This window comes from Maribacter sp. MJ134, from assembly GCF_003970695.1.
Classification (GTDB): Bacteria; Bacteroidota; Bacteroidia; order Flavobacteriales; family Flavobacteriaceae; genus Maribacter.
The window spans coordinates 914542-927031 of sequence record NZ_CP034570.1; the positions used below are offsets into that span (position 1 = coordinate 914542).

General features: G+C 38.5%; 12 protein-coding genes. 5 read left to right on the top strand and 7 right to left on the bottom strand.

Annotated elements, in window-relative coordinates; all coding sequences use genetic code 11:
- Positions 1 to 76: 76 nt before the first annotated feature.
- Positions 77 to 718 carry a protein-L-isoaspartate(D-aspartate) O-methyltransferase gene (locus EJ994_RS03965; protein ID WP_126591302.1) on the top strand — a complete coding sequence of 214 codons (642 nt, stop codon included), beginning with the start codon at positions 77 to 79 and terminating at the stop codon, positions 716 to 718.
- Between the two features lie 2 nt (positions 719 to 720).
- Here EJ994_RS03965 and smpB read toward each other — a convergent pair whose 3' ends face one another.
- On the bottom strand, positions 721 to 1182 hold the full coding sequence (smpB, locus tag EJ994_RS03970; RefSeq protein ID WP_099575100.1) for an SsrA-binding protein SmpB: 462 nt from the start codon (positions 1180 to 1182) through the stop codon (positions 721 to 723).
- Between the two features lie 112 nt (positions 1183 to 1294).
- Between smpB and EJ994_RS03975 the strand changes: the two genes are divergently transcribed.
- Positions 1295 to 2044 (top strand): DUF6503 family protein, encoded by a 750-nt coding sequence (locus tag EJ994_RS03975; RefSeq protein WP_126591303.1) that lies wholly within the window; start codon positions 1295 to 1297, stop codon positions 2042 to 2044.
- Here the strand turns inward: EJ994_RS03975 and EJ994_RS03980 are convergent.
- Positions 2022 to 2564 carry a SixA phosphatase family protein gene (locus EJ994_RS03980; RefSeq protein ID WP_126591304.1) on the bottom strand — a complete coding sequence of 181 codons (543 nt, stop codon included), beginning with the start codon at positions 2562 to 2564 and terminating at the stop codon, positions 2022 to 2024. The genes EJ994_RS03975 and EJ994_RS03980 overlap by 23 nt on opposite strands.
- An 85-nt stretch (positions 2565 to 2649) precedes the next feature.
- On the opposite strand from EJ994_RS03980, the gene EJ994_RS03985 reads away from it, so the two are divergent.
- Positions 2650 to 4320, top strand: a complete 1671-nt coding sequence (locus tag EJ994_RS03985) for a PorP/SprF family type IX secretion system membrane protein (protein WP_126591305.1) — start codon at positions 2650 to 2652, stop codon at positions 4318 to 4320.
- A gap of 69 nt (positions 4321 to 4389) precedes the next feature.
- Here the strand turns inward: EJ994_RS03985 and EJ994_RS03990 are convergent, their stop codons facing one another.
- Positions 4390 to 4986: a TetR/AcrR family transcriptional regulator gene (locus EJ994_RS03990; RefSeq protein WP_126591306.1), complete on the bottom strand. Its 597-nt coding sequence runs from the start codon at positions 4984 to 4986 to the stop codon at positions 4390 to 4392.
- Between the two features lie 112 nt (positions 4987 to 5098).
- A complete protein-coding gene (clpB, locus tag EJ994_RS03995) occupies positions 5099 to 7699 on the bottom strand; it encodes an ATP-dependent chaperone ClpB (RefSeq protein WP_126591307.1) in 2601 nt (866 codons plus the stop codon).
- Between the two features lie 161 nt (positions 7700 to 7860).
- Between clpB and ytxJ the strand changes: the two genes are divergently transcribed.
- Positions 7861 to 8256 carry a bacillithiol system redox-active protein YtxJ gene (ytxJ, locus tag EJ994_RS04000; protein ID WP_126591308.1) on the top strand — a complete coding sequence of 132 codons (396 nt, stop codon included), beginning with the start codon at positions 7861 to 7863 and terminating at the stop codon, positions 8254 to 8256.
- A 26-nt stretch (positions 8257 to 8282) separates the two neighbouring features.
- Here the strand turns inward: ytxJ and EJ994_RS04005 are convergent, their stop codons facing one another.
- Positions 8283 to 9467: a hypothetical protein gene (locus EJ994_RS04005; RefSeq protein WP_126591309.1), complete on the bottom strand. Its 1185-nt coding sequence runs from the start codon at positions 9465 to 9467 to the stop codon at positions 8283 to 8285.
- 248 nt (positions 9468 to 9715) lie between these two features.
- On the opposite strand from EJ994_RS04005, the gene glyA reads away from it, so the two are divergent.
- A complete protein-coding gene (gene glyA, locus EJ994_RS04010) occupies positions 9716 to 11002 on the top strand; it encodes a serine hydroxymethyltransferase (RefSeq protein ID WP_126591310.1) in 1287 nt (428 codons plus the stop codon).
- A gap of 11 nt (positions 11003 to 11013) precedes the next feature.
- Here glyA and EJ994_RS04015 read toward each other — a convergent pair whose 3' ends face one another.
- Together EJ994_RS04015 and EJ994_RS04020 are read right to left on the bottom strand one after the other, a co-directional pair.
- Positions 11014 to 11658 carry a hypothetical protein gene (locus tag EJ994_RS04015; RefSeq protein ID WP_126591311.1) on the bottom strand — a complete coding sequence of 215 codons (645 nt, stop codon included), beginning with the start codon at positions 11656 to 11658 and terminating at the stop codon, positions 11014 to 11016.
- Between the two features lie 161 nt (positions 11659 to 11819).
- The gene (locus tag EJ994_RS04020; protein WP_126591312.1) at positions 11820 to 12488 is read right to left on the bottom strand and encodes a response regulator transcription factor; all 669 of its coding nucleotides are present in this window, start codon (positions 12486 to 12488) and stop codon (positions 11820 to 11822) included.
- Between the last annotated feature and the right edge of the window lie 2 nt (positions 12489 to 12490).

Sequence of the window (12490 nt, forward strand, 5' to 3'; positions counted from 1 at the left end):
TAGCTTGCAAATTTTTTAAAACTTCTTCTTTAAGAAAAAGGAACTTTCCTAACTTTGGTTTCCAAACCAACTACCATTGAAAGATACCTTAAAACATAGGGGAATGCGAAATCAGCTCGCGGAAGTGTTGATATCCAAAGGAATAGCCGATAAGGTTGTTCTACATGCCATACGAGATATACCAAGACATCTGTTCATGGATAGCAGTTTTGAAGGACATGCTTACCAAGACAAAGCTTTTCCCATAGCAGCTAACCAAACCATTTCCCAGCCATACACGGTTGCTTTTCAAACTGAACTCTTGGAGTTGAAACCCAATGAGACCGTTTTGGAAATAGGGACAGGGAGTGGTTACCAGACCGCAGTCCTTTTAAAGTGTAAAGCTAAGGTCTATACCATTGAACGGCAATTAGAACTGTTCAAAAAAACCAGTCTTTTCTTTAAGAAAATGGGCTATAGGCCCAAAAAATTTATTTTTGGTGATGGTTATAAGGGACTACCTGAAAATGCACCTTTTGATAAGATTATTGTAACTGCCGGGGCTCCAGAAGTGCCCAAAGCGCTGCTTTCACAATTGAAAGTAGGGGGCAGATTGGTAATACCGGTGGGTTTTGAGGAGCAAATAATGACGCTATACACACGTACGACTGCTAAGGAATTTGAGAAGAGTACCTATGGTTCTTTCAAATTTGTGCCCTTACTAGAGGATAAGAATTAAAATCAGTTGTTGAAGCTTTTCTTAATACGTGCTAAATCTCTCTTGTTATCACGATCCTTTATAGACTCCCTTTTGTCATAAAGCTTTTTACCTTTTGCTAGGGCTATCTGTATCTTGGCCAGACCGCGGTCGTTAAGGAATAAATTTAATGGCACTATAGTAAGTCCCGAAGCTTTGACTTCTTTATGCAGTTTTTTTAATTCTCTTTTTTGAAGCAATAATTTTCGCTCAGCTTTTGGTTTGTGATTAAAATGCGATGCATGGGAATATTCATCAATTTGCATATTGATGACGAAAAGTTCACCACGCTCATTAAATTCACAAAAACTCTCGGAAATTGAAGCTTTTCCATATCTGATGGATTTAATTTCCGTACCGGCTAAGACAATACCTGCGGTATACTTATCTAGAAGCTCGTATTCAAAACGTGCTTTTTTATTCTTTATGTTGATGTTCTTCTGCATTGTGGACAAAAATAGGAACAATTATATAATCGGCTTTGATTTTAAAAGGAATTAAAATGTTTCCTTTGTATACTGATAAATTTGATGTTGTTCCTAACTAAAGTCTTTATTCATGTATAGAATCCTTCTTCTCACGGGTATCGTATTATTTATTGGTTGTAAAGAAGCTAAAATTGAACCTACCGCTCAAGAAATTGTCGACAGAAGTATTGAGATATGCGGAGGTGAAAACTATTTGTATAATACCATTTCATTTGATTTTAGGGGTAAGAAATATCAATCCATTCCTCAAGGAAAACAAAAGATTCTTCAAAGAAAAATTTTGACGGATTCTACGGAAATTCTTGATGTCCGGTCTCCAAACGGATTTGAACGTTTCGTGAACGATTCTCTCGTAATACTTCCCGATACGCTGGCCACGGCCTATTCGAACGCTGTCAACTCCGTTCATTATTTTGCTTATTTACCTTACGGACTTAATGATAAGGCCGTGCAAAAAAGATTTCTTGGCATGGCTACAATTGGTGCCACAGAATATTATGAAATAGAAGTTACGTTCAATGAAAATGGGGGTGGAGACGATTTTGATGATATCTATATCTATTGGTTCAACACTAAAACATATAAGCCAGATTATTTAGCATATGAATTTCATTTTGATGGGGGAGGACAACGCTTCAGGGTTGCTTATAACGAAAGAATAGTTAAGGGAATACGCTTTGTAGACTATAAAAATCACAAAAGCCCAAACACAGCTACACCCATTTCCAGTATTGATAGTCTTTACACTAATGAAGGCTTGGAGTTGCTCTCAGAAATTAAATTGGAAGATATAAAGGTTACTCAGGACAGTTACAATTAAAATTAAGTTTGGAATCCGTTGCAATATCATTCACTAATTGCACGATGTACAGATTACCGTTTTCACTATCGTCTATCTGACCATGTTTCTCCTCTCCAATGAGTTTGTTGACAAAATCTGGCGTAGTATTACTATGACCTACTACAAGTACTTTTTTTCCTAGATTGTCCATTTTAAATTGCGCTATGTCAATTGTTCTAGGGTCATAGTACTGCATATCAATATTCTTTTTAACCGACGTGGGAGCTGCCGTCATAGATGTCCTATTAAAGTCGGTCGTGTAAATCGCATCAAGATCAACTTCATCAAGTATTTCTGCCCAGTGCATAGCTCGGCCCAATCCTTTTTGGGTTAGTTCAGGATCTGCGTTTTCTGCGTCACTTCTGTCCTTTTCAGCATGTCTTATCAGATAGAACGTACTTATCGTTACGGGTTCCTGTTCGTTGTTTGCTGGCTTATCTTCCTTGCAGGATAGAAAAAGTAGTACAAAGCTTATGGTTAATATCTGAATTGTTTTCATCGGTATATTTTGAAATGGTAATTATTAAAACTAAAATTACAGGAAAATAGTACTATAAATAGGCTATTTTTTGTTTTTTTTGCATATGAAAAATTTTTGTGGGGCACTTCTTATTCTGTTTGTAGTTCTTGGTATTCATGCCCAGGAGCCATCGTTACCTGGGGATTTTAGGCAACAGAATCTTACTGATTATAATTCAAGCTTGTTAAATCCTGCGTATTCTTTAGACCGGAACAATCCATCTTCTATAGCATTTTGGTCTCGATGGCAATGGCAAACAATAGATGCGGACCCTACCTCACTTTTTTTGAATTATACGACACGGATAAATCCTGCCTCCTCTGCGGCCGCAGGCTTTTTTCAACATAATACCGGTATATTTCTTAATACTGGTGCCGCTTTGAACTATGCCTACCAGATAGAACTTAGTCCTAAGATGACGCTTGGAGTAGGTCTAAATTTATTTGGATACCAGCAAGAACTCGCGGATCAACGTTTTATTCAACCAAATCCGTTTCAGAGAACGCCTACTAACGATTTTATTTTACAGCTGGCTCCGGGAATCAACCTAAGAGTGGATAAATTTAGCGTTGGTTTCGTTTCAGAGAACCTCTTCGATTATAATTTTACGACCAACGAAAGAAATACCAGCCCTGACGATAGAATGTTTTTTGGACTTGCCAGTTATGATATTCCCGTAGGTATTTTAAATGCCGATGGCAATTCCTTTTTACGTCCGGCGGTTTATTTTAAAACGATTCCGGGACTTGATACTCAAATAGGATTTAATTCCGTGCTGTCTACCAGTAAATTTTGGGCCCAAGGAGGTTATAATAGCTTCTATGGTGTATCAGGTGGTGCTGGTGGTCGTTTCTTTAAACGATTGTCAATCGGAGCGATTGTTGAGTTTGGTATCGGTTCTGAACTGGACGGTAAAGACCCGTCCTTTGAAATAGTTACTGCGTATAAATTAGGTAAAATAGAAACTGCCGCAGAGAAGAAGGAAGAAGAATTGATTGCCGCTGAAACTGAAAAAGAAAAGGAGCTTAAAGAAGAATTGTCCAAAGCGGAAGCATTGGCACAAAAAGAAAAACTTCAGGAGCAAAGACGTCTGGATAGGGAACAAAAGCGCCTTGACAAGGAAATAACAAGACAAATGAACGATTCTATTCAAGTTGCGAATAGAAATGCCGAAACCTCTGCTAATGAATCTAGAAGAGAACTAAAAAGGAAAACGGATTCTATAAACGCTGCTAAAACCGCACAGGCCCTAGCTGAAAGGGAAGCCATTGCGCAACAGCGAAAAACGGATTCCATCCAAGCGGCTAAAAAAGCTGAAGAAACGGCCCTTGCGTTGGCCAGACAAAAACGTAAGGATTCTATAGCGCAAGCTCAATTGGCCGCAGCTGAAGCAGCAGAGAAGAAAGCAGAACTAGAACGCTTAGCGCGTCAAAAGGAAGTGGTTACACCAGAAGCAGGTGAAAAATATGAAGAAGTGGTAACAGAGGGATTATTGGAACCTGGTTATTATTTGATAGCGAATGTCTTTGGTACCAAACGCTATTTCTACGCCTTTATGGCCGACTTAAAAAAGAAGGGCTTGGCACCCAAATCATTCTACAGAGAATTGAATAAATATAATTACGTCTACCTAAAAAGATACGATTCAATTAATGAAGCAAGAAAAGCTAGGGATTCTAAATTTAATGGACAGTACTCCGAAAAGACTTGGATTTTTAGAGTGGTAGGGGAATAGTGCCGTATGGTTCAACGAGCTTATTCGCCACGAAGAAATCAATAGGAATAACAAAAGATTTTGACGGGTTCAGTTCTTCAACTCTCGTTTAATCAAGACCTCGAGATAAGTCACCGTATTATGCAAATATTTTCGGTCTTTTGTGATGGTGGCCATTGCTATTGCTCCTTGCAACATGGTTATGAGTTGCTTTGCGAATTGCAGCGGAGTTACTGGAATCTTGAATTCACCTGCATTAATGCCATTTTCCAGAACAAGAGCCAGTTTGCCCTCAATTTCCTTTAGGGTCTCCCTTGAAGCTGCGGCCAGTAAACTATTATTATGTTGGGCGTCCACACCTACATTGAGTATGGGGCATCCTCCCATATCTAAGGTGAAAATATCATATTTTTTATAAAAATCGGTCAGACTAAAGACCTTGTCCAAAGCGTTACCGGGATGATTCAGTTGTTCATCGATAGCTGCCAACAGAATTTTACTGTTGTATTCGAAGGCAGAAAGGGCCAAGGCCTCCTTGTTCTCAAAATTTCCGTACAAGGCTCCTTTAGTGAGTCCCGTAGCTTCCGTTAAATCGCTCATGCTCGTGCCTACATAACCATGCTTATTAAAAACGGGTGCCACTGTTTTGATAATGTAGGCGGTAGTTCTTTCGGCTTTGGTAGACATGTTTGGTCGTTTTCTACGAAGATAGAAAATCTATACTGTATGGTATATATTGTTTATAAAAAAAAACGTCCTTTCCAACTGGAAAGGACGTTCGTTCTTAATATGTTCTCCCTTAAACGACAAGGTCATTCTGATTGCGAAACACCAAACTGTTATCAAAAGAGTCTAGAAGAATGATACTATCTGATTTGATATCACCACTTAAAAGTCCTTTGGATAAATTGTTCAGTACCTCTTTTTGCAAGGTTCTCTTTACGGGTCTTGCCCCGTATTGCGGGTCGAACCCTTTTTTAGAGAGATAAGCAATGGCATCTTCCGTGGCATCCAAGGTAATTTGTTGTTTCTCCAGCATTTTTTTCAATGCCTCTAGTTGGAGCCTTACAATGTCCTTGATATTATCCTCGTTAAGAGGGGTGAACATAACCATATCATCTATTCTGTTCAAGAATTCAGGACGAATCAGTTTTTTAAGAAGACCAAGAACCTCTATTCTAGCCGCTTCAGTTGCACTAAAGATATCCTTAGAATTTTCAAACTTTTCTTGAATGATTTCACTACCCATATTGCTGGTCATGATAATAATGGTATTTTTAAAATCCGCTACTCTTCCTTTATTATCCGTAAGTCTACCTTCGTCCAGTACCTGTAAAAGAATATTAAAGGTGTCCGGATGTGCTTTTTCTATTTCATCCAAGAGTACCACGGAATAAGGACGTCTTCTAACAGCTTCAGTCAATTGACCTCCTTCATCGTACCCCACGTAACCTGGAGGGGCTCCTACCAATCTACTCACGGAATGCCTTTCCTGATATTCGCTCATATCAATTCTGGTCATGGCACTCTCATCATCAAAGAGATATGATGCTAATGTCTTGGCTAATTCTGTCTTTCCTACCCCCGTTGTACCAAGGAACAAGAAAGAACCAATAGGTCTCTTGCTATCCTGCAAACCGGCCCTACTTCTCCTAATGGCATCGGAGACCGCCTCAATGGCCTCATCCTGTCCAATGACCCGTTTGTGGAGTACATCCTCTAGGTTCAATAGTTTCTCACGTTCGCTTTGAAGCATTTTGGTAACCGGTATTCCGGTCCATTTTGCTACTACCTCGGCTATATCCTCGTTGGTAACCTCTTCTTTTATCAATGTGCCAGATTGCTGCTGTTCCTGTAACTCCTTATGGTACGTAGCAAGACTTTCCTCTGCTTGCTTTATTTTTCCATAACGTAATTCTGCAACTTTTCCGTAGTCTCCATTACGCTCTGCCCGTTCCGCTTCAACTTTCAGGTCCTCAATTTCTTTTTTGGTTTTCTGAATATGGTCCACTACCGACTTTTCACTGTCCCATTGTGCAAAAATTTCATTTCGCTCCTCCTTTATATTTGCCAGTTCTAGATTTAAAATTTGCAATTTTGGCTTATCATTCTCTCTTTTGATAGCCTCGATTTCAATTTCCAATTGCATAATTTTTCTGTCCAAGACATCGAGTTCCTCTGGCTTAGAATTGATTTCCATTCGCAATTTGGAAGCGGCCTCGTCCATGAGGTCTATCGCCTTGTCCGGCAGAAAACGGTTGGTAATATATCGTTGGGATAATTCCACTGCGGCGATGACTGCCTCATCCTTAATTCGCACTTTGTGGTGGGATTCATATTTTTCCTTAATCCCTCTAAGAATGGAGATTGCACTTTCTGTATCCGGCTGGTCTACTACAATTTTCTGAAAACGCCTTTCTAGTGCCTTGTCCTTTTCAAAATACTTTTGATATTCATCCAAGGTAGTAGCACCAATAGCTCTTAATTCACCTCTTGCCAAGGCAGGCTTCAGAATATTGGCCGCATCCATAGCACCTTCACCACCGCCAGCACCCACAAGCGTATGTATCTCGTCGATAAACAATATGATTTCTCCCTCGGCATCGGTAACTTCTTTAATGACGGCTTTGAGACGTTCCTCAAATTCGCCTTTATATTTGGCTCCAGCGATTAGAGCACCCATATCTAGGGAGAAAAGTACTTTGTCTTTCAAATTCTCCGGAATATCCCCTTGAACGATTCGGTGCGCTAGACCTTCCGCTATAGCCGTTTTACCAACACCGGGTTCGCCAACTAACATTGGATTGTTTTTAGTTCTACGCGATAATATTTGAAGTACCCGTCTTATCTCTTCATCTCTGCCAATAACAGGATCTAGCTTTCCACTATCTGCAAGTGCATTCAAGTTTTTGGCATACTTGTTTAAAGAATTGTAGGTTTCTTCGGCACTTTGGGAAGTGACGTTGGCTCCTTTTCGTAATTCTTTTATGGCCGCATCAATATTTTTCTCTGTTACTCCTTGATCCTTTAGGATTTGTGCGATTTTACTTTTTGATTTAAACAGTGCTAAAAGCAGATGCTCGATGGACACGTACTCATCCTCCATTTTCTTGGCGATGATGGTAGCTTCGTTCAAGGTTTTACCTGCCTCTTTGGAAAGCATTATGTCCCCACCTTCTACCTTTGGAAAGCTGAGCATCTCCCTATCGAGAATTTGTTGGATTAAATGAAGGTTGAGTCCCAGTTTCTTAATGATAAATGGAATAACATTTTCTTCCACTTGGGACATTGCCTTAAAAATATGTTCATTCTCAATTTGCTGATGCTGCATGGATTGCGCCAATAGTTGCGCTTGCTGTATCGCTTCTTGCGATTTTATAGTGAAATTATTAAAGTTCATTATATGTATTTTTAAATTGAATCTTATTTTTGATGTTGAAATGGCAACAACTCTACCAATTAAACATTAAAGACAAAATGTCATTATAATCGGTATTTAACAAGACATTTAGTCATTTTTGTAAGGTTGACTAAAGTTGCAGACCAAAAGGAAAAACAATTATGGGATTATTTGGAGGTATTTTTGGAAAGGGAGATGGCGAGGGTAAGAAAAGCAAGCCTGAAATACCGTGGATTGCTCTGACGAGTATTGAACAATTGGACGAAATAGTAGCCAAATCTTCCGGAAAGCCACAATTTATTTTTAAACATTCTACTACCTGTGGTATTAGTAGAATGGTACTGAATATGTTTACCTCTGGCTACTCCTTAGAATCGAATCAGGCAGATTTTTATTTTTTGGACCTACATGCGCACCGAGAGGTCTCTAACGGTGTAGCACAAAAATTTCAAGTGATGCATCAATCACCGCAATTACTGGTTGTTAAGAATGGAGTAGTTGTAGCCCATAGTTCCCATGGTGCTATATCAGAAATTGCTTTGGAACAATATATATAAAAAGGCTCCCGAGAGGGAGCCTTTTATCAATTAAACCGCTGTCTTTGCAGTATATTTTTAAGATTATTTTTTAAATCTTCACCCGCGTCGTAGACCATTTGTTCATTACTAGGAAAAGGCACCCGTGCCAATTGCAAGAGTGATATCAAATCATTATCCAAAGCTCGTTTATCGCCATCATAGTTCGCATATACATGTTCAAAGACGAATTCACTAGCTAAGGGGTATTGGTTTATTTGTTGCTGCTTTCTTAAATCGGTAAAGCTAACAACACCTGTGACCTGAGCACTTTTGAATTGGGTGAACTGGTAAAAATCCGCTTTTACGGTCTTAAAGTTATCTATCTTTATTTTATTGCCAAGACTATCTTTCACCACATTTCCATTTTGGTCTCGTGCATATTTGAAACCATCTTTTATCTGCTTTTCTTTGATAATCTGCCTTTCATTGATTTGTTCAGGAGAAATATTGATATCTTGAAACGCAACCTCCATTACATAATCATATTCTTGGTCGGTAATCTTATTGGTATGATATTCCGTCCACAAATCGTTCAATCCAAAAGTGTTAAGGTTTAGCAGTTCTTCTTCTAATCTAACGGGGATTACCTTGTCCGTGGTATTGTTCATTTCTACCATTACGTAATCAATCCCTTTTCTATAAGCGATATCCATTTTTTGAACCGCGTCCTTAAAATTGGGATTAAGCTCCTCTAAATATTTTAGGTCCTGGTAGGCCTTTCTGTAATCTGCTTTATAGACGGCATTATCCAAGAGCGATACAGCATTATTGTAAAGATAAACCGATAGCTTATCCTTGGCAGCAAGCAAATTATTATCATAATCCTTAAAAGTGAACTGAGCAGTCCTGTTTTCATCGAATAATTGCAAAGGTAATAAGGGTCTGATCTGTTGTTGAATAGATCTTAACCTGGAATAGGTTGTATAAATTTCCTCAAAATTTGCAGGATTACCGTCCTTTTTTAAAAATTTGATATGTTGAAGCTCCCTATCCGTATTTTTCTTATAGGCTTCCTCTAGCATGGCTATGAAGGGCTGGTTGCCCTTTTTGTTTTTATTTTCCGCAATATTATCAATCGCCCTTTGAATAGCCCTATCATAGTTTCCCGTATTCAGGGCCTCCTGCGTTCTTTTCACTCCATTACAGGAACATAAAAGAACTAATACGCTGTAAAGTAGAATTTTTTTCATGGCTATAATATTTAAAGTTTCAAAGCATATTTCAATAGCTATGCCATAATTGGTTTTTGCTATAACGCAAAAGGATGAAGAATAGTACAAACTCGTTTAAATACGTAAGTAGGCGTTTTTTACCTAATCCCACATATACGTTTAGTTGTTAACTTTTGTTTGATAAATTATTTCTCAAAAAGCGTAATTTTTCCAATTAACCAATAGGTATTTGTATTTTTATACTTTATTAATAATTACAAAAAGACATGCAAAGGGATAATCGCATTTTTGATTTAATCGAAGAAGAAAGACAACGTCAAATAGAAGGTATTGAGTTAATTGCCTCGGAAAATTTTACGAGCCCACAAGTAATGGAGGCTTCTGGTTCCGTGCTAACGAACAAATATGCCGAAGGATATCCTGGCAAAAGATATTACGGAGGTTGCGAGGTTGTAGATAAAGTAGAGCAGTTGGCTATAGACAGGGCAAAGGAGTTGTTCGGAGCGGCTTATGCCAATGTTCAGCCGCATTCCGGTTCACAGGCCAATGCCGCGGTTTATCATGCTTGCCTTAAGCCGGGAGATACTATTTTAGGATTTGATTTGTCGCATGGCGGACACCTAACGCATGGGTCACCGGTCAATTTTTCAGGTAGACTGTACAATCCCGTTTTTTATGGCGTGGACGAAGCCACAGGATTACTTAACTATGATAAAATTCAGGAAATTGCTTTAAAAGAACGACCTAAATTGATTATCGCAGGTGCGTCCGCATATTCAAGGGATATGGACTTTAAAAAGTTCAGGGAAATAGCCGATAGCGTTGACGCACTGTTATTAGCGGATATTTCGCATCCTGCAGGCCTTATAGCTAAAGGATTATTGAATAATCCTTTGCCACATTGCCACATTGTAACTACAACTACACATAAAACGCTAAGAGGACCAAGAGGAGGACTCATTTTAATGGGCGCTGATTTTGAAAATCCTTTCGGAATTAAATTGAAGAACGGAAACTTGAGAAAAATGTCCGCTTTATTGGACTTGGCAGTATTTCCGGGAAACCAAGGAGGTCCATTAGAACATATCATTGCAGCCAAAGCAGTAGCTTTTGGCGAAGCGCTCACGCCTGAATTTGGTCAGTATATGGAACAGGTGAAAAAAAATGCCGATGCTATGGCGAAAGCCTTTGTTGATAAGGATTATCATATCATATCAGGAGGTACGGACAACCACATGATGCTTATTGATTTGCGGAACAAGAATATTTCAGGAAAAGATGCTGAGAAGGCCCTAGTACTGGCTGATATTACGGCGAACAAGAATATGGTTCCTTTCGATGATAAATCACCATTTGTTACTTCAGGTATTAGATTTGGAACACCTGCTATAACCACTAGAGGACTCTTAGAGAGCGATATGGAGATTATTGTCTCCTTAATAGATAAGGTAATTACGAATCCAGAAGATAGTGCCGTAATCAATACTGTTAAGAAAGAGGTTAACGCCATGATGGGAGAAAGACCTATTTTCAATATACTTCAAAACGCGTAAGGAAAGCAATCCTAGTGCATAGATAAGTCCAAATCAGCGGGGATGAACGTATTCCTGTTTAAATCATAGATCAGGGCATCCTCCTGAGTTTCTAGATAAATACCCCAAAAGTCAAAATAACTTTGGGGTGTTTTGTTCGGTGTATCTAATTGTGGATTGTCAATATTATCTTCGAATACCGGAATAAAAATTTCATACGGTTTTTCGGTTAGCCCTCTGGTAAAATAGACATAGTGGTTAGCAAGTTCTGTAATAATAGCATTAAACTGTTGCACTATACTTTTTTCTGATGTGCGCTTTATGATGATACTGGTGTCATTTAGAAAAAGTGTTAGTTCTTCAATATCTAAATCGATTGACGGATTATCTTCTGCCAGATGATTTAAACCCTTAAGAAGTGGAGAATCTGATAAGTTGTTACTTTTACCCCATCTGTTCTTATTAAAATGAGCAAGCATTTCTAACAAATCTATGCTACAAGTCATGTCTAGTGCCATGTCTATGCCTTTCTCATGGATATTGTAATTTCTAAGTGAGATTTCAGAAAAATAGTGATACCCAAGAAACTTTAAGTAGTCGTCCAGACCGTTGATTTCAAAATTGACATTGGGACGTAAAAAATTTGAGGAACTTTGGTTATTTAAGTTTGCCGACATAAACGAATGAAATTATTTAATATCCTATTATAAAGGTAGGTTTAATTAAATTTCGTTCGACCTAGGAAAACCTTAGATTTTCGGAGGATATTATGATAAAATGCCTTGCGATATCAAAAAATAAAGAATTAGACTACAATACAGATGGAATTCACCTGCAATTATAAAAACCCTCTTTTTCTGGCTTCTTCAATAAGCGCCAAATCATTACCGTTTTTAACACCGAATATGGCCTTCAATTGTCGTTTTCTTGCCTCTACGGTCGTATTTGCTGAAGAAATCAAGGGTCCAATATCTCTTGTATTCACACCCAACGATAGATGATAAAGTATTTTCTGGTCTTGATTATCGATGACAATATCGTTGGCCATCTTTTTTCTGATTGCTACCAACGCACTAGACGTATAATACGGTGGATTACGAAGAACGGTCTCCACCATGGTTTTCAATGACAGTTCGTCAATTTCTGATTTCACCATATACCCGTCTGGGTTTACAGTAACGAATATATTATTTATTCTATAATTGTCGCTAAAGGACGACATGAATACTATTTTAGATGTAGGGACACTATTTCTGGCTATAACCCCTAAATCTACCCCGGTCCTTGGGTCTTTTGAGCCCGCTGGAAATAGTTGAATGTCCAATAATATAATATCGTAGGGAAGAGCCTTTGCGGAGAGTTCAATTTTTTCCTTTGCCTTGTCAAAACTTTTTGCGATCTCTACCTTAACTGAAAAATTATCAAATTTCTGCTCCTCAAGGATATACTTGTATCCCAAAGTCGTCATCTCATGGTCATCTACCGCTAATATTCGTATGGTATCCATTT